The organism is Streptomyces sp. NPDC046712, assembly GCF_040645695.1.
Taxonomy (GTDB): Bacteria; Actinomycetota; Actinomycetes; order Streptomycetales; family Streptomycetaceae; genus Streptomyces.
In genome coordinates, this window is record NZ_JBEYYW010000028.1 from 71,232 (window position 1) to 89,036 (window position 17,805).

A 17,805-nucleotide genomic window follows, 5' to 3' on the forward strand; every position below is an offset into this window, starting at 1 on the left:
GTTACCTAACTAAGTCTTACCTTAGCGGATCGGCGGGGAGTCGGGCGGCACCACGCGGCGGCAGCCGCATATTGTCGCTGCGCGGTAACCGCGCACACTGATGAAGGAGACTGTCGTGTCGGCGAACAGCTTCGACGCCCGCAGCACGCTGCGCGTGGGCGACGAGTCGTACGAGATCTTCAAGCTGGACAAGGTCGAGGGCTCCGCGCGCCTTCCCTACAGCCTGAAGGTGCTTCTGGAGAACCTGCTCCGCACCGAGGACGGCGCGAACATCACCGCCGACCACATCCGGGCCCTGGGCAACTGGGACTCGCAGGCCCAGCCGAGCCAGGAGATCCAGTTCACGCCGGCCCGCGTGATCATGCAGGACTTCACCGGTGTGCCCTGTGTCGTCGACCTCGCCACCATGCGTGAGGCCGTCAAGGAGCTCGGCGGAGACCCGGCGAAGATCAACCCGCTGGCCCCGGCCGAGCTGGTCATCGACCACTCCGTCATCGCCGACAAGTTCGGTACGAAGGACGCCTTCGGCCAGAACGTCGAGCTGGAGTACGGCCGCAACAAGGAGCGCTACCAGTTCCTGCGCTGGGGCCAGACCGCCTTCGACGAGTTCAAGGTCGTCCCGCCCGGCACCGGCATCGTCCACCAGGTGAACATCGAGCACCTGGCCCGTACCGTCATGGTCCGCAACGGCCAGGCGTACCCCGACACCCTCGTCGGCACCGACTCCCACACCACCATGGTCAACGGCCTCGGTGTGCTCGGCTGGGGCGTCGGCGGCATCGAGGCCGAGGCCGCCATGCTCGGCCAGCCGGTCTCCATGCTCATCCCGCGCGTCGTCGGCTTCAAGCTGACCGGTGAGCTCCCGGCCGGCACCACCGCCACCGACCTCGTCCTCACGATCACCGAGATGCTGCGCAAGCACGGCGTCGTCGGCAAGTTCGTCGAGTTCTACGGCGAGGGTGTGGCGGCCACGAGCCTCGCCAACCGCGCCACCATCGGCAACATGTCGCCGGAGTTCGGCTCCACCGCCGCGATCTTCCCGATCGACGACGAGACCCTGAAGTACCTCAAGCTCACCGGCCGCTCCGAGCAGCAGGTCGCGCTCGTCGAGGCGTACGCCAAGGAGCAGGGCCTCTGGCTGGACCCGTCCGCCGAGCCCGACTTCTCCGAGAAGCTGGAGCTCGACCTCTCCACGGTCGTCCCGTCCATCGCCGGCCCGAAGCGTCCGCAGGACCGCATCATCCTCGCGAACGCCGCCCAGCAGTTCGCCCAGGACGTCCGCAACTACGTGGACGAGGTGGACGAGGCCGGCAAGGAGTCCTTCCCGGCCTCCGACGCCCCGGCGAACCACCCCAACGGCGGGCCGTCGAAGCCGGTCACCGTCACGGCCCCCGACGGCTCGACCTACGAGATCGACCACGGCGCCGTCACCGTCGCCGCGATCACCTCCTGCACCAACACCTCGAACCCGTACGTCATGGTCGCCGCCGCGCTCGTCGCGAAGAAGGCCGTGGAGAAGGGCCTGACCCGCAAGCCGTGGGTCAAGACCACCCTCGCCCCGGGCTCGAAGGTCGTCACCGACTACTTCGACAAGGCGGGTCTGACCCCGTACCTCGACAAGGTCGGCTTCAACCTCGTCGGCTACGGCTGCACCACCTGCATCGGCAACTCCGGCCCGCTGCCGGAGGAGGTCTCCAAGGCCGTCAACGAGCACGACCTCGCGGTCACCTCGGTCCTCTCCGGCAACCGGAACTTCGAGGGCCGTATCAACCCCGACGTCAAGATGAACTACCTGGCCTCCCCGCCGCTGGTCGTCGCGTACGCCATCGCGGGCTCCATGAAGGTAGACATCACCAAGGACGCGCTCGGCACCGACACCGAGGGCAAGCCGGTCTACCTCGCGGACATCTGGCCCTCCGAGGCCGAGGTGAACGACGTCGTCGCCAACGCCATCGGCGAGGACATGTTCAACAAGTCCTACCAGGACGTCTTCGCGGGCGACGCCCAGTGGCAGGCGCTGCCGATCCCGACCGGCAACACCTTCGAGTGGGACACCGAGTCCACCTACGTCCGCAAGCCCCCTTACTTCGAGGGCATGACGATGGAGACCACCCCGGTCACCGACATCGTCGGCGCGCGCGTCCTGGCCAAGCTGGGCGACTCGGTCACCACCGACCACATCTCCCCGGCCGGTGCCATCAAGGCCGACACCCCGGCCGGCAAGTACCTCACCGAGCACGGTGTGGAGCGTCGTGACTTCAACTCCTACGGCTCGCGCCGAGGCAACCACGAGGTCATGATCCGCGGCACGTTCGCCAACATCCGCCTGCGCAACCAGATCGCGCCGGGCACCGAGGGCGGCTACACCCGCGACTTCACCCAGGCCGACGGCCCGGTGTCGTTCATCTACGACGCCTCCCGCAACTACATCGAGCAGGGCGTCCCGCTCGTCGTGCTCGCGGGCAAGGAGTACGGCTCCGGCTCGTCCCGCGACTGGGCCGCCAAGGGCACCGCGCTCCTCGGCGTCAAGGCCGTCATCGCCGAGTCGTACGAGCGCATCCACCGCTCGAACCTCATCGGCATGGGCGTCCTGCCGCTGCAGTTCCCGGAGGGTGCCTCGGCGGCCTCCCTCGGCCTGACCGGCGAGGAGACCTTCTCCTTCACCGGCGTGACCGAGCTGAACAACGGCACCACGCCGCGCACGGTCAAGGTCACCACCGACACCGGTGTCGAGTTCGACGCGGTCGTCCGCATCGACACCCCCGGTGAGGCGGACTACTACCGCAACGGCGGCATCATGCAGTACGTGCTGCGGAACCTCATCCGTGGATAAGCACAGTCGCGGCTAGCCAGCCGAAAAGGAAGGGCCCGCACCCCTGGTCACCAGGGGTGCGGGCCCTTCCGCGTGCGTACGGGTGTCAGCGGAGCAGTTCCACCTCCGCCAGTTCACCCGAAGCCGCCGCCACCAGTCGGTACCGCGCGTACGAGCCCGGTGCGGTGACCGTGAACACCCGGGTCTGCCGGTCCCAGGCGAAGGACTCGCCCGCCCGCCTGTCGAGGTCGGTCCAGGTCGTGCCGTCCGCCGAACCCTGCAGCACCCACCCGGCCGGCGCCCTGTCCCGTACGGACGAGGTCAGCGTGTACTGGACCGCGCGGACCGGCTTCGCCACCGGCAGCTCGACCGATGTGAACGCGCCGGAGGTGGCCGACGTGTTGTCGAAGAGCGGGCCGGTGCCGGTGATCGCGTCCGTGCGCGGCGACGGCGTCCCGCCCTCCGGGGTGAGGGAGACCGGGCCGGCCTTCGCGCCCGTGCCCCACGCCGAGGGTCGCGGCCCCATCTCGAACTTCAGCGTGCCGCCCTTGGCCAGCAGCTCGTGCGGAAGCGCGGTGGAGTTCCAGTGGACGCCGTTGACCTTCACCCCCTGGACGTAGATGTTCCGCGCGCTGTTGCGGGGCGCTTCGACGACCAGGGTGCGGCCGTTGTCCATGCGGACCGTCGCCTTGGTGAAGAGCGGCGAGCCGATCGCGTACTCCCCGCTGCCCATCACCAGCGGATAGAAGCCGAGCGCGGAGAAGAGGTACCAGGCGGACTGCTCGCCGTTGTCCTCGTCGCCGTGATAGCCCTGCCCGATCTCGCTGCCGGTGTACAGCCGGGAGAGCACCTCGCGGACCTTCTCCTGCGTCTTCCAGGGCTGCCCGGCCGCGTTGTACATGTACGGGACGTGGTGGGCGACCTGGTTGGAGTGCCCGTACATGCCCATCCGGACGTCCCGGGCCTCGGTCATCTCGTGGATGACGCTGCCGTACGAGCCGACGAACTCGGGGCTCGCGGTCTCCGGCGTGGAGAAGTAGGTGTCCAGCTTCTGACCGAGGCCCTTGCGGCCCCCGTACAGCTGGGCCAGGCCCCGCGAGTCCTGCGGCGCGGTGAAGGCGTAGCCCCAGCCGTTGGTCTCCGTGTAGTCGTAGCCCCAGATCCTCGGGTCGTACTGGGCGGAGGGCACCCGCCAGTCGCCCTTGAGGTCGCGGCCCTGGAAGAAGCCGGCCTTGTCGTCGAAGAGGGAGACGTAACTCTGGGCGCGGGAGAGGAAGTACGCGGCCTCCTCCTGGTACCGCTTCTTTCCGGTCTTCTTGTGCAGCGCCTGCGCCATCTTCGCGATGCCGTAGTCGTTGAGGTAGCCCTCGAGGGACCAGGACAGCCCCTCGTGGGTCTCGGTCGACGCATAGCCGAGGAAGGGGGAGGTCTCCATGCCCTTGCGCCCCACGCCCCGGCTCGGCGGCACCACGGTCGCGTTCTTGAGCGCCGCCTCGTACGCCGCTTCGGCATCGAAGTCCACGCCCTTGACGTACGCGTCGGCGAACGCGACGTCAGAGGAGGTCCCGGTCATCAGGTCCGCGTAGCCGGGGGAGGACCAGCGGGAGATCCAGCCGCCGTCCTTGTACTGCTGCACGAAGCCGTCGACCAGCTCACCGGCCTTGTCCGGGGTGAGGAGGGAGTAGGCGGGCCAGGTCGTGCGGTAGGTGTCCCAGAAGCCGTTGTTGACGTACACCTTCCCGTCGACGATCTTCGCGCCGGTGTGGGTCGGGGTGTCCGGTCCGGTCATGGGCGAGAAGGGGCTGGCGTACCGGGCCTTCGTGCCGACCTTCTCGAAACCGGAGTTGGGGTAGAGGTAGAGCCGGTAGAGGCTGGAGTAGAGCGTGACCAGCTGGTCGTGGGTCGCGCCCTCGACCGTCACCCGGCCCAGGATCCTGTCCCAGGCGTCCTGCGCCCGCTCCCGCACCCGCTCGAAGGCGGTGCCGGCCGGGATCTCGTCGGCGAGGTTGGCCTTCGCCTGGTCGACGGAGATCAGCGAGGTGGCGAGCCGCAGGGTCACCGTGCGGTCGGCACCCGCGTCGAAGCGGAGGTGGCCCTTCACGCCCTGCGCGGCGGAGCCGGTGACCGGCGCGTCGAAGACCCCGTACACGAACATCCGGGTGGCGCCGGTCGAAAGACCGCTCTTGACGTCGGAGAAGCCGGTGAAGGAGCTCGTCTCCGGGTCGAGGGTGAGCCCACCCTCCTCGGTGACGTTGTCGAAGATCACGCTCGCGTCCTCACCCGGATAGGTGAAGCGCATCATCGCCGCGTGGTCGGTCGGCGTGATCTCGGCCTTCAGACCGTTCTCGAAGGTGACGCCGTACAAGTGCGGCCGCGCCGTCTCCTTCTCGTGGCGGAAGGCGAGGGCCCGTTTGACCCGGTCGGTCTCCGGGGTGCCCCCGGCCGCCGACGGCATCACCTGGAAGGTCTGCCGGTCGCCCATCCAGGGACTCGGCTCATGGCTCGCGGCGAACGCCTGCACGGTGGGCAGATTGTCCGCGTTGTTGCCGCGCGCGTACTCGTACAGCCAGCTCTTGGAGGCCGAGTTGGTGACCGGCGTCCAGAAGTTGAAGCCATGCGGGACGGCGGTCGCGGGGAAGGTGTTGCCGCGCGAGAACGAACCGCTGGAGTTCGTGCCGCGGGTCGTGGAGGCGTAGTCGGAGAGCCGGTCGAGACGCTTCTCGGGAGCCTTGGCCCTGAGGGCGAGGTCGTCGATCCAGCCCTGGAACTTCGCCGGGCCCTTGGGGGAGTCGTACGCCACGAGGATCCGGTCCACGGTCCGGCCGGCCGCGACCGCGCCGATCCGGGAGCTCACCTGGTTCCACTGGTTGACGTAGAGCCGCTTGGCGGCGCCCTGGCCCTGTGGGGTCAGGAGCCCGCCGTGGGAGTCGGTGGCCCGCAGATCACTCAGATAGGTGCCGTCGGTGAAGGCCAGGTCCACCGACACGTTGGTGGCGGGGTAGTTGAGGTCCGTCTCGGGCAGGGACGGGAAGACCCGGTACGACAGCTCGGTGTCCCGGGCGATCGGCAGGTCGACGTCGAAGATCTTGTTGTACGAGTACGCCCGGCCGTCGGCCTTGTGCGTACCGGCGTAACGCAGCGCCCGCGTGCCGGTGAATCCGGCGTTGGCCTTGGCGGTGGGGGAGCCGCCCGGGCCGCGGTCGACATGGCTGCGCATCTCCTCGGGCACCGGGGCCGAGGTGTCCCCGTTCGAGAACTGAACGTCGGCCAGCTGGGTGAGACCCGCGCCGCCGTTCTTTGTGATCTCGAGGCGGTAGTGGGCGTACGCCGTGTCGTTCGTGACGTCGTACGTCCTCGTCTCGAAGCGCTTGGCGAAGGTCTGGCCCGCCCGGGTGTCGAGGACCTTCCACTCCTTGCCGTCCGCCGAGCCCTGGAGCGTCCAGTCGCGGGGGTCGCGCTCGGCGGCGTCGTTCGCCGAAGTCAGCGCGTAGGTCACCACCTTGACGGGCTCGTCGAGGTCGAACTCGATCCAGGCGGTCGGCTCGAAGACCAGCCACTTCGTGCCGGGCTGGAGGTCGACCAGGTTCTCCTTGGTCTCTCCCGCGCTCGCGTGCTCGCCGCTGGCGCGCAGCGCCACCACCTTGTCGGTGACGTTGCCCGGTATTCCACTGGCGAAGCCGCCGTCGACCCCTGAGGTCCGCTTGGTGCCGTCCGCGCCGACCTCCACCGTGTTGCGCCAGGTGGGTGGGGTTTCGTCGGCTTCGAAGGAGGTGGTGAACTCCTGTGAAGATATGTCTGTTTGGCCGGGAAGTGCCTGTGCCACCGAGGGCACCGAGCCCAGTACCAATGCCGAGGAAGCCGCCAGGGCGGCGGCTTTGAGACGGGGGTTCCGGGACCGTGATCGGGTGCGAATTCTCGACTCCATGCCGTGTCGCCGCTCCTGCCACTGGATTTAGACAACGTTGTCAAGTGAATGGCGCAGACCCAGTAGGGGCCAAGTGGCTGGCGGTGTCAAGGGTGTTGACGGTAAGTCGAGGGATGAAACGGTACAGATACATCAGGGCCATCCCCGAGGTCTCAACTCGGGAAAGACTGCCGCTCAAACCTGCTTTCGATCTTGCTCAGTTGAAGGGAAGTGGACTATACCTGTCGGCGTCCGGCCCGTCGTACCACTCACACGACGGCACGACGCCGAACGACCGCACGATGTACGACCCAAGCTGCATTCGAATGCGGTGGCGGGGCCCTTCGCCTGTGGCGAGCTGATAACGGGCGACCGGTACACCGCCTGAGTCCTGAATGAAGGCGAGGACTTGAGCATGGGATCCACCTCCGCGCACAACCCCGAAGGCCTCGGCCGCCGCGATCTGATCAAGCGCTCCGCCGCTCTCGGTCTGATCTCGGTGCCGACGATGAGCTTCCTGTCCGCCTGTGCCACCGGTGGTGGCGGCAGCAGCGAGAAGGAGACGAAGGCCGCCGGTGGCGAGAAGACCGAGAAGAACCCGCTCGGCGTGAAGCAGGGCGCCCCGCTCGAAGCGTTCATCTTCAAGGGCGGCCTGGGCGACCAGTACGCCAAGGACGCGGAGGCCGACTTCAAGGCCACCTACGGCGCCGAGGTCAAGCACACGGGCACCCAGCAGGTCGGCCCGAAGCTGACCCCGCGATTCGCGGGCGGCAACCCGCCGGACGTCATCGACAACTCCGGCGCCGACCACCTGGACATGAACAAGCTCTCCACCCAGGGCCAGCTGCAGGACCTCGCCCTGCTGCTCGACGCCGCCTCCATGGACGACCCGGCCAAGAAGATCCGGGACACGATCCACCCGAGCACGATCGAGAAGGGCAAGCACGGCGACAAGTTCGACGTGCTGTACTACGCCTTCACGATCTACGGCACCTGGTACTCGCAGAAGCTGCTCGAGTCCAAGGGCTGGGCGTACCCGAAGACCCTCGACGAGATGGTCACCCTCTGCGGCGAGATCAAGAAGGCCGGCATCGCGCCCTGGACGTACGCCGGCAAGTTCCCGTACTACGTGCACTTCAACCTCTTCGCGCAGATCGCCAAGATCGGCGGCATGGAGGGGTGGATCGCGATCGACAACCTCGAGCCCAACGCCTGGACCAAGAGCGACGCGGTCAAGGAGGTCATCGAGCACTACGAGGAGCTCGCCGCCAAGAAGTACTTCCTCGAAGGCAGCCAGGGTCTGACCCACATCCAGTCGCAGACCGCCTGGAACAAGGGCAAGGCCGTGTTCATCCCGAACGGCTCCTGGGTCGAGAACGAGGCCGCGCCGACCACTCCGGCCGACTTCGGCATGGCGGTCGGCGCCCTCTTCGACGGCACCGGCGACAAGATGCCCCACGGCACCCTGCGCGCCGAGCCGAGCGAGCCGTACCTGGTCTCGGCCAAGGGCAAGAACCCGGCCGGCGGTATGGAGCTGCTGCGCATCATGCTCTCCAAGAAGCACGCGCAGAACTTCGCGACCAAGGTGAAGTCCCTCACCTGCGTCATGGACGCGACCGAGGGCATGACCCTGTCGCCCGGTCTCGCCTCCGCCAGCAAGGTCTTCAAGGAGGCCGGCACCAACCTGATCAGCCTTCAGCTGCAGGAGTGGTACCCGGCGCTCACGGACGAGAAGATCGGTGGACTGACGGGCCAGTTGCTCGCCGGCGAGCTGTCGGCAGCCGACTGGATCAAGAAGACCCAGGCGGAATGCGACAAGGTGGCCAAGGACAGCTCCGTCGCCAAGTTCAAGCGCACCGCCTGACCTGCTGGTCCCGTACAAAGAGGGGAAGGGCCGGGGAGCACATGCAACACGGCAAATACCGATTCATCGTGGGCTTCCTGGCCCTGCCTCTGACCATTTACGCGCTCTTCGTGATCTCGCCGTTCGTCCAGGCGTTCCAGATCTCGATGACCGACTGGTCCGGGCTCGTGGGAACGGCCGAATTCATCGGCCTCGACAACTTCCAGAAGCTCTGGGACAGCGACGACTTCTGGAACGCGCTGCGCCACAACATCTACATGTTGGTGCTGGTCCCGGTCGTCACGCTCGGCCTCGGCCTCTTCTTCGCCTTCATGCTGAATGTCGGCGGCCGGCGCAGGAAGAACGAAGTCGTCACCGGTGTGGCCGGTTCCAAGCTGTACAAGTTCGTCTTCTTCTTCCCGCAGGTCATCTCCATCACGATCGTCGCCGTCATCTGGTTCAACATCTACAACCCGGACCCGCAGGACGGCATGCTCAACTCGCTCCTCGGCGCGGTGGGCCTGGACAGCCTGCAGAACTCCTGGCTGGGCGAGAAGAGCCTGGCGCTGTGGTGCATCAGCGCCGTCATGGTCTGGGGCCACGTCGGCTTCTACGTGGTGCTCTTCTCCGCGGCGATGGCCTCCATCCCGCGGGACATCTACGAGGCGGCCCTGCTCGACGGCGCCAGCCGCTTCCACACCTTCTTCAAGATCACCCTGCCGTTGCTGTGGGACACGGTGCAGACCGGCTGGGTGTACATGGGCATCATCGCGCTCGACGCCTTCGCCCTGGTCCAGATCATGTCGGTGAACATGGGCGGCCCGGACGGCGCCACGGACGTCATGCCGCTGAGGCTCTATCTGACGGCCTTCCGCGACAGCCAGTTCGGCTACGCCTCCGCCATGGGCATCGCGATGCTCATTGTCACGATGACCTTCGCAGTGCTCACGATGCGCTTCGCGCGACGTGAGCGGATCGAGTACTAGGGATACGGGCGGATGACGACCGAAGAGATCGAGAAGGTGGCGAGGGACGAGACGCCCGCCACCGTCACCAAGAAGCTCGGGCCGACGACCGGCCGCTCCTCCGAGGGCGGAGTCCTCAACGTCTTCTCGCACGGCATCCTGATCGTCTGGGCGCTCATGGTGGGCGTCCCGCTGCTCTGGGTGCTGTGGAGCGCCTTCAAGGACAGCAACGGCATCCTCACCGACCCGTGGGGCCTGCCGACCGTCCTGCACTGGGAGAACTGGTCCAACGCGTGGAACGACGCGAACATGGGCCAGTACTTCATCAACACCGTCATCGTGGTGGGCGGATCCGTCATCGGCACCATGGTGCTCGGCTCGATGGCCGCGTACGTCCTGGCCCGCTTCACCTTCCCCGGCAACAGGTTCATCTACTACCTGTTCGTGGCGGGCATGTCGTTCCCGGTCTTCATGCTGGTCATCCCGCTCTTCTTCGTGCTGCGGGACTTCCCGGGCAGCTCGCTCCTCGCGACGTACCACGGCCTGATCCTGGTCTACATCGCGTACTCGCTGCCGTTCACCGTCTTCTTCATGACGGCGTTCTTCCGCACCCTGCCGACCTCGGTGGCGGAGGCCGCGATGATCGACGGGGCCTCGCACACCCGGACGTTCTTCCAGGTGATGCTGCCGATGGCCAAGCCCGGCCTGATCAGCATCGGCATCTTCAACTTCCTGGGCCAGTGGAACCAGTACCTGCTGCCGATGGTGCTCAACCAGCAGGAGGACAAGTACGTCCTCACGCAGGGCCTCGCGATGATCGCGCTGCAGCAGGGGTACGAGAACGACTGGGGCGCCCTCATGGCGGGCATGATGATCGCCATGCTCCCCGTGCTCGTCGTGTACACGATCTTCCAGCGGCAGGTGCAGTCCGGTCTCACCGCCGGAGCGCTCAAGTAGGACACATGGTCATGGGCGAGGCCCCGGCGGACATCCCGCCGGGGCCTCGCCCTTTTCCCGGTCACCTGGCCGTCACGGAGTGATCACGGTGTGCGCGAAGAGACCACCGGCCCGGAGCGGCGCAGAGAGGTGCCCCGTGGGTACGGTGAAGGAGGTACGCCGAATCAGCCGGCCGGAACGTGGCGGACCTCGCTGACCTGCACCTTTCTGCCCGCGAGTGGCCGATGGACGGCGTCGGGGCACGCGCTCCCCCTCGCCTCGGCCTGGGCCGGCCGGGGGCCGCAGCCGGGCCCGGCTCATCCGAGCCGTCCCGCGCTCAGGTCTTGACGGAGGACAACCCGAAAGGCTCATCTTAGAGTTCACAAGTTGGAGAAGAGGCTGGGGTCTCAGAGGCGCGGCCCCCGCAGGCGGGAGTGGATGAGTCGATGGAGACTCCGGGGTCGCAGACATCTCTGCACAGGGCCAATCTCGAACGGGTCGTCCGTGCGGTACGCATGGCCGGCTCGCTCACCCAGGCGGAGATCGCCCGAGCGACGGGGTTGTCGGCCGCCACGGTCTCCAACATCGTGCGGGAGTTGAAGGACGGCGGAACCGTCGAGGTCACCCCCACCTCCGCGGGCGGGCGCCGGGCCCGCAGCGTCTCGCTCTCGGGTGACGCGGGCATCGTCATCGGCGTCGACTTCGGCCACACCCACCTCCGGGTGGCCGTCGGCAACCTCGCCCACCAGGTCCTCGCCGAGGAGTCCGAGCCGCTCGACGTCGACGCGTCGTCCGCCGAGGGCTTCGACCGGGCGGAACGGCTGGTCACACGGCTGATCGAGGCCACCGGCATCGGCCGGGACAAGGTCGTCGGCGTCGGTCTCGGCGTACCGGGCCCGATCGACGTGTCCTCCGGCACGCTCGGCTCCACCTCGATCCTGCCGGGCTGGAGCGGGATCAACCCGGCCGACGAACTCTCCGGCCGACTCGGCGTGCCCGTGTACGTCGACAACGACGCCAACCTCGGCGCGCTCGGCGAACTCGTCTGGGGCAGCGGCCGCGGGGTCAAGGACCTGGCCTACATCAAGGTCGCCAGCGGTGTCGGAGCGGGACTCGTCATCGACGGGCGGGTCTACCGGGGCCCAGGAGGCACCGCCGGGGAGATCGGGCACATCACGATCGACGAGTCGGGGCCGGTCTGCCGCTGCGGCAACCGTGGCTGCCTGGAGACCTTCACCGCCGCCCGCTACGTCCTGCCGCTGCTCCAGCCAGGTCACGGGACCGATCTGACCATGGAGCGCGTCGTCCAGCTGGCCCGGGAGGGCGATCCGGGCTGCCGGCGGGTGATCGCCGACGTCGGCCGCCACATCGGCAGCGGTGTCGCCAACCTCTGCAACCTGCTGAACCCCAGCAGGGTGGTCCTCGGGGGCGACCTCGCCGAGGCCGGTGAGCTGGTGCTCGCCCCGATCCGCGACTCCGTCTCGCGCTACGCCATCCCCAGCGCCGCCCGCCAGCTCTCGCTTGCTCCGGGGGCGCTCGGCGGGCGGGCCGAAGTGCTGGGCGCGCTGGCTCTCGCGCTGAGTGAAATGGGCGATTCGACCCTGTTGGAGAGTGCCCTTCCCGGTGCCGCGCCGGCGGCTGCTCACGCCTCGGCTCCTGCCTTCACTTAGATAACGGATGGCACCGTTGTCATCTCGTTAAGGATTTACTCCTTGACGTCGGGGGTGCGGCCGAGTTGACTTCCAGCCACCTCGGCCGCAATGTCGCGGCCTCGTCAGGGAGGCAACCCCACATGAACGCATTGACGCGTCGCGTCGTCATAGGCACGGCCGCCGTTTCGATGGCCCTCTCCGTCGCCGCCTGTGGCAAGGCCGGCGACAGCGAGTCGGGAAGCGGGAACGGCGGCGACGGCAAGACCATCGGTCTGCTGCTGCCGGAGAACAAGACCACGCGTTACGAGACCTTCGACCGCCCGATCATCGAGGCGAAGATCAAGGCCCTCTGCTCGGACTGCGAGGTCAAGTACAACAACGCCGCGCAGGACACCGAGACGCAGAAGAAGCAGTTCGACGCGCTCGTCACGCAGGGCGTGAAGGTCATCATCCTGGACTCGGTCGACTACAAGGCCACCAAGACCTGGGTCCAGCAGGCCGAGAAGAAGGGCGTCAAGGTCGTCGCGTACGACCGTCTGGCCGAGGGCCCCATCTCCGCCTACGTGTCGTACGACAACGAGAAGATCGGCCGCCTGCAGGGCGAGGGCCTGGTGAAGGCGCTCGGCGACAAGGCCAAGGACGCCAACGTTGTCATGATCAACGGCTCGCCGACCGACCCGAACGCCCCGCTGTTCAAGAAGGGCGCGCACAGCGTCCTCGACACCGGCGTCAAGAAGGTCGTCTACGAGCAGGACATCCCGGACTGGTCCCCGGACGAGGCCAACAAGAAGATGGGTGCCGCCATCGACTCCCTGGGCAAGGACGGCTTCCAGGGCGTCTACTCGGCCAACGACGGCATGGCCGGCGGCATCATCACCGCCCTCTCCAAGCAGGGCATCAAGGTCCCGGTCGGCGGCCAGGACGCCGAACTCGCCGGTCTGCAGCGGATCCTGAAGGGCGACCAGTCCTTCACGATCTACAAGCAGATCAAGCCCGAGGCCGAGACCACGGCCGAGATCGCGGTCCGCCTGCTCAAGGGCGAGAAGATCGACGACCTCGTTCCCACCAAGGTCACCAGCCTGACCGGTGAGTTCAAGGACATCCCGGCGAAGCTGTACGACGCCCAGGTCGTCACCAAGGACAACATCGCCGGCACGATCATCAAGGACGGCGTCTACGAGGCCGCGGCCCTCTGCGTCGGTGAGTACAAGGCGGCCTGCGAGGCGGCGGGCATCAAGTAGAGCCCGCTGCCGGTACGGCCCTTCGGACCGCACCCACCTCCTCCGAAGCGGCCCCCCGGTCCGGTCCGGCGCACCCGCCCCGTTCAACGCCCCGCAAGCGGGGGCGGGGCGCCGGACTCCTCCCACAGCCCCCTCTGTGCTTTCTCGCACCACCATCCCCGCCGGTCAGGCGGCGAAGGAGATGATTCACGTGTCCGCTACGCCCGTGCTGGCGTTGCGCGGAGTCTCCAAGCGGTTCGGCGCCGTCCAGGTGCTCACCGACGTAGAACTGGAGATCCACGCCGGTGAGGTCGTCGCCCTGGTCGGCGACAACGGCGCCGGCAAGTCGACCCTCGTCAAGACGATCTCGGGTGTTCACCCGATCGACGAAGGCGTCATCGAGTGGGACGGCAACCCCGTCCAGATCACCAAGCCCCACGACGCCCAGAACCTCGGAGTCGCCACCGTCTACCAGGACCTGGCGCTCTGCGACAACCTCGACGTCGTCGCCAACCTCTTCCTCGGCAGCGAGCTGCGCTCCGCGTCCGTCCTCGACGAGATCGCGATGGAGAAGCGCGCCAAGGAGCTCCTGGACACCCTGTCCATCCGCATCCCGTCGGTGCGTATCCCGGTCGCGGCGCTCTCCGGCGGTCAGCGTCAGGTCGTGGCCATCGCCCGCGCCCTGATCGGCGACCCCAAGATCGTCATCCTGGACGAGCCCACCGCCGCCCTGGGCGTCGAGCAGACCGCACAGGTGCTCGACCTGGTGGAGCGGCTGCGCGAGCGCGGCCACGGCGTCATCCTCATCAGCCACAACATGGCCGACGTCCGCGCCGTCGCGGACAAGGTCGCGGTCCTCCGCCTGGGCCGCAACAACGGTGTCTTCGACGTCAAGGACACCACCCACGAGACGATCATCGCCGCCATCACCGGTGCCACGGACAACGCCGTGACCCGTCGGCAGGCCCGTACGGCCTCGGCCACGGCCACGAAGGAGGACGCGAAGTGAGCGACCTCGCCAAGATCCCCGAGCCCGCGGCCCCCGCCGCCCCGGAGACCTCCGCCGCCCCGATCCCCGCCGTCGACCCGCGCCTGCTGGTCCGCGAGGAGGGCGTCAAGGGTTACTGGACCGAGTTCACCCGCAAGATCCGCGGTGGTGAACTCGGCTCCCTGCCCGTCGTCCTGGGCCTGATCGTCATCGCGGTCGTCTTCCAGGTCCAGAACGGCAACTTCCTCTCCGCGAGCTCCGTCGCCAACATCGCGGTCTACTCCTCCGGCCTCGGCATCATGGCCGTCGGAATCGTCTTCGTCCTCATCCTGGGCGAGATCGACCTGTCGATGGGTTCGGTCGCGGGCGTCGGCGCCGCCGTCTGGGCCGTGCTCAACGTCACCAACGGCATGAACGACCTGCTGTCGGTCGTCGTCGCCGTCGCCTCCGGCCTCCTCATCGGCCTGCTGCACGGCTTCTTCTTCGCCAAGATCGGCGTCCCGGCCTTCGTGGTCACCCTCGCCGGCTTCCTCGGCTGGAGCGGCCTGCAGATCTGGCTGATGGGCAAGGAGGGCTCGATCAACGCGCCCACCGGCTCGATCGTGGAGAACCTGACGGCGTACTACTTCGAGGACAAGGCCGCCGCGTACGGCCTGGCCCTCGTGGCGGTCCTCGCCTACGCGGGCTCCCTGCTCCTCGACGCCAAGCGCCGCAAGGCCGCGGCGCTGCCGGCCCGCCCGGTCAGCGAGATCGTGCTGCGCACCGCCGTCGTAGCGATCCTCTGCTTCGTCGTCGCCTACGTCCTGAACGAGCCCGAGGGCGCCCGCGGTCTGCCGCTCGCCCTGGTCCTCTTCCTCGCCGTGCTGGTGATCGCGGACTTCGTCGCCCGCCGCACCCTGTTCGGCCGCAAGGTCTTCGCGGTCGGCGGCAACGCCGAGGCCGCCCGCCGCGCGGGCATCAACGTCGACCGGATCCGGATCCTGGTCTTCGGCCTCTCCGGCATGCTCGCCGCCTTCGGCGGCCTCTTCGTGGCCAGCCTCTCCGGCGGTGCCACCAAGAGCCTCGGCAGCGGCAACACGCTGATGCTGGTCATCGCGGCGGCCGTGATCGGCGGCACCAGCCTCTTCGGCGGCCGCGGCAAGGTCTGGTCGGCACTCCTTGGCATGATCGTCATTCAGTCGATCCAGCAGGGTCTGAACATGATCGGCATGGCCAACGAGATCCAGTTCATGATCACCGGCGCGGTGCTCCTCGCCGCGGTCGTGATCGACTCGGTCTCGCGGAGGACCCAGAAGACCGCTGGTCGCGCGTAGCCTCTGTTACGTACTCCACAGTGCTCGGCGCCGGAGAACCGGCGCCGGGCACTGCTGCGTCTGGCCCTGTGCACCGCCCGTACGCTCAGCGGTGTGTCGGCCACACGTGTGACGCGCAACCCGCCGCCCGATGACCACCGTCGGGGGCGGAACATTAGACTCGACAAATCGGCAAGCTCGACCAGCTCAATGGCAAGGAGGCACGGGTGGCATTGCTGACCCGTATCAGGGGACCGCGCGATCTGGACCGGCTTTCCCCGGAACAGCTGGACCAGCTGGCCGAAGAGATCCGGACGTTTCTCGTGGACGCCGTCTCCAAGACCGGTGGCCATCTCGGCCCCAACCTCGGCGTGGTCGAGCTGACCATCGCCCTGCACCGCGTCTTCGACTCCCCGAAGGACAAGGTCCTCTTCGACACCGGCCACCAGAGCTACGTCCACAAGCTGCTCACCGGCCGCCAGGACTTCTCGAAGCTCAAGATGAAGGGCGGCCTGTCCGGCTACCCCTCGCAGGCCGAGTCCGAGCACGACGTCATCGAGAACTCGCACGCCTCCACCGTCCTCGGCTGGGCCGACGGTCTGGCCAAGGCCAACGAGGTCCTGAAGAAGGACGACCACGTGGTCGCCGTCATCGGCGACGGAGCCCTCACGGGCGGCATGGCCTGGGAGGCGCTGAACAACATCGCCGCCGCCAAGGACCGCCCGCTGGTCATCGTCGTCAACGACAACGAGCGCTCCTACGCGCCCACGATCGGCGGCCTCGCCAACCACCTGGCCACGCTCCGTACCACCGACGGCTACGAGCGCTTCCTCGCCCGCGGCAAGGACATCCTGGAGCGCACCCCCGTCGTCGGGAAGCCGCTCTACGAGACCCTGCACGGCGCCAAGAAGGGCCTGAAGGACTTCATCGCCCCGCAGGGCATGTTCGAGGACCTCGGCCTGAAGTACGTCGGTCCGATCGACGGCCACGACATCGAGGCCCTGGAGTCCGCCCTGACGCGCGCCAAGCGCTTCGGCGGCCCGGTGATCGTCCACTGCCTCACCGAGAAGGGCCGCGGCTACCAGCCCGCCCTCCAGGACGAGGCCGACCGCTTCCACGCCGTCGGCAAGATCCACCCGGACACCGGCCTGCCGATCTCCTCCTCCGGCGCCGACTGGACCGGCGTCTTCGCGCAGGAGATGGTCGAGCTCGGCAAGGAGCGCGAGGACATCGTCGCGATCACCGCGGCCATGCTCCAGCCCGTCGGCCTCGACCGGTTCGCCAAGGCCTTCCCCGACCGGGTGTACGACGTCGGCATCGCCGAGCAGCACGGCGCGGTCTCCGCGGCCGGACTCGCCACCGGCGGACTCCACCCCGTCTTCGCCGTCTACGCGACCTTCCTCAACCGCGCCTTCGACCAGGTCCTGATGGACGTGGCCCTGCACAAGTGCGGTGTCACCTTCGTGCTTGACCGGGCCGGCATCACCGGCACCGACGGCGCCTCCCATAACGGCATGTGGGACATGTCGATCCTCCAGGTCGTGCCCGGCCTGCGGCTCGCCGCCCCGCGCGACGCCGACCAGGTCCGCGCCCAGCTGCGCGAGGCCGTCGAGGTCACCGACGCGCCGACCGTCGTCCGCTTCTCCAAGGGCGCCGTCGGCCCCGCAGTTCCGGCCCTGCGCCGCGTCGGCGGCATGGACGTGCTCCGCGAGGCCGGCACGGACCGGCCCGACGTCCTGCTGGTCTCCGTCGGCGCGCTCGCGCCGATGTGCCTGGAGATCGCCGATCTGCTCGACAAGCAGGGCATCACCACGACCGTCGTCGACCCCCGCTGGGTCAAGCCGGTCGACGAGGCGCTCGCCCCGCTCGCCGAGCAGCACCGGGTCGTCGTCACCGTCGAGGACAACAGCCGCGTCGGCGGTGTCGGCTCGGCCGTCGCGCAGGCCCTGCGCGACGCCGGCGTGGACGTACCGCTGCGCGACTTCGGCATCCCGCCGCGCTTCCTCGACCACGCCTCCCGCGCCGAGGTCATGGCCGAGATCGGTCTGACGGCGCCGGACATCGCCCGCCAGGTCACCGGCCTGGTCTCGCGCCTCGACGGCCTGCCCCGAGCTCTCGACTCCGGCAGCCAGGCCGTGGAACCCGCCCGCGACTGATTCCCGGTCACCGAGCGTCATCATTGGGCCGGTCGGA

10 protein-coding genes are annotated in these 17,805 nt (G+C 68.1%); 9 read left to right on the forward strand and 1 reads right to left on the reverse strand.

The annotated features are described in order from the left end of the window. Window positions 1-115: 115 nt before the first annotated feature. Window positions 116-2,833, forward strand: a complete 2,718-nt coding sequence (gene acnA / locus ABZ939_RS29720) for an aconitate hydratase AcnA (RefSeq protein ID WP_361861766.1) — start codon at window positions 116-118, stop codon at window positions 2,831-2,833. 85 nt (window positions 2,834-2,918) lie between these two features. Here the strand turns inward: acnA and ABZ939_RS29725 are convergent, their stop codons facing one another. Then, window positions 2,919-6,737, reverse strand: a complete 3,819-nt coding sequence (locus ABZ939_RS29725; RefSeq protein ID WP_361861769.1) for a GH92 family glycosyl hydrolase — start codon at window positions 6,735-6,737, stop codon at window positions 2,919-2,921. Window positions 6,738-7,131: 394 nt separating this feature from the next. Between ABZ939_RS29725 and ngcE the strand changes: the two genes are divergently transcribed. The 8 genes from ngcE to dxs all read left to right on the forward strand — a co-directional run bounded on the left by ngcE (window position 7,132) and on the right by dxs (window position 17,768). Beyond that, the gene (gene ngcE / locus ABZ939_RS29730) at window positions 7,132-8,580 is read left to right on the forward strand and encodes an N-acetylglucosamine/diacetylchitobiose ABC transporter substrate-binding protein (RefSeq protein ID WP_361861772.1); all 1,449 of its coding nucleotides are present in this window, start codon (window positions 7,132-7,134) and stop codon (window positions 8,578-8,580) included. Between the two features lie 41 nt (window positions 8,581-8,621). Next, window positions 8,622-9,545, forward strand: coding sequence for a sugar ABC transporter permease (locus ABZ939_RS29735; protein WP_361861774.1), 924 nt, complete (start codon window positions 8,622-8,624; stop codon window positions 9,543-9,545). Window positions 9,546-9,557: 12 nt separating this feature from the next. Then, entirely contained in the window at window positions 9,558-10,481 is a 924-nt protein-coding gene (locus ABZ939_RS29740) for a carbohydrate ABC transporter permease (RefSeq protein WP_361861777.1), read from the forward strand. 425 nt (window positions 10,482-10,906) lie between these two features. Beyond that, window positions 10,907-12,130: an ROK family transcriptional regulator gene (locus tag ABZ939_RS29745; protein WP_361861780.1), complete on the forward strand. Its 1,224-nt coding sequence runs from the start codon at window positions 10,907-10,909 to the stop codon at window positions 12,128-12,130. 122 nt (window positions 12,131-12,252) lie between these two features. Then, window positions 12,253-13,353, forward strand: coding sequence for a substrate-binding domain-containing protein (locus ABZ939_RS29750; RefSeq protein ID WP_361861783.1), 1,101 nt, complete (start codon window positions 12,253-12,255; stop codon window positions 13,351-13,353). Window positions 13,354-13,534: 181 nt separating this feature from the next. Further along, window positions 13,535-14,341 (forward strand): ATP-binding cassette domain-containing protein, encoded by an 807-nt coding sequence (locus ABZ939_RS29755; RefSeq protein ID WP_329114700.1) that lies wholly within the window; start codon window positions 13,535-13,537, stop codon window positions 14,339-14,341. 14 nt (window positions 14,342-14,355) lie between these two features. Further along, window positions 14,356-15,633, forward strand: a complete 1,278-nt coding sequence (locus ABZ939_RS29760) for a sugar ABC transporter permease (protein ID WP_361861831.1) — start codon at window positions 14,356-14,358, stop codon at window positions 15,631-15,633. Window positions 15,634-15,839: 206 nt separating this feature from the next. Next, the gene (dxs, locus tag ABZ939_RS29765) at window positions 15,840-17,768 is read left to right on the forward strand and encodes a 1-deoxy-D-xylulose-5-phosphate synthase (protein ID WP_361861787.1); all 1,929 of its coding nucleotides are present in this window, start codon (window positions 15,840-15,842) and stop codon (window positions 17,766-17,768) included. Window positions 17,769-17,805 lie beyond the last annotated feature (37 nt).

Bases quoted from the DNA above. Each gene is read 5' to 3' on its own strand.
- ABZ939_RS29725 (WP_361861769.1), bottom strand. From the start codon at position 6,737: ATGGAGTCGAGAATTCGCACCCGATCACGGTCCCGGAACCCCCGTCTC.
- ABZ939_RS29750 (WP_361861783.1), top strand. From the start codon at position 12,253: ATGAACGCATTGACGCGTCGCGTCGTCATAGGCACGGCCGCCGTTTCG.
- ABZ939_RS29740 (WP_361861777.1), top strand. From the start codon at position 9,558: ATGACGACCGAAGAGATCGAGAAGGTGGCGAGGGACGAGACGCCCGCC.
- ABZ939_RS29745 (WP_361861780.1), top strand. From the start codon at position 10,907: ATGGAGACTCCGGGGTCGCAGACATCTCTGCACAGGGCCAATCTCGAA.
- ABZ939_RS29735 (WP_361861774.1), top strand. From the start codon at position 8,622: ATGCAACACGGCAAATACCGATTCATCGTGGGCTTCCTGGCCCTGCCT.
- ngcE (WP_361861772.1), top strand. From the start codon at position 7,132: ATGGGATCCACCTCCGCGCACAACCCCGAAGGCCTCGGCCGCCGCGAT.
- ABZ939_RS29755 (WP_329114700.1), top strand. From the start codon at position 13,535: ATGATTCACGTGTCCGCTACGCCCGTGCTGGCGTTGCGCGGAGTCTCC.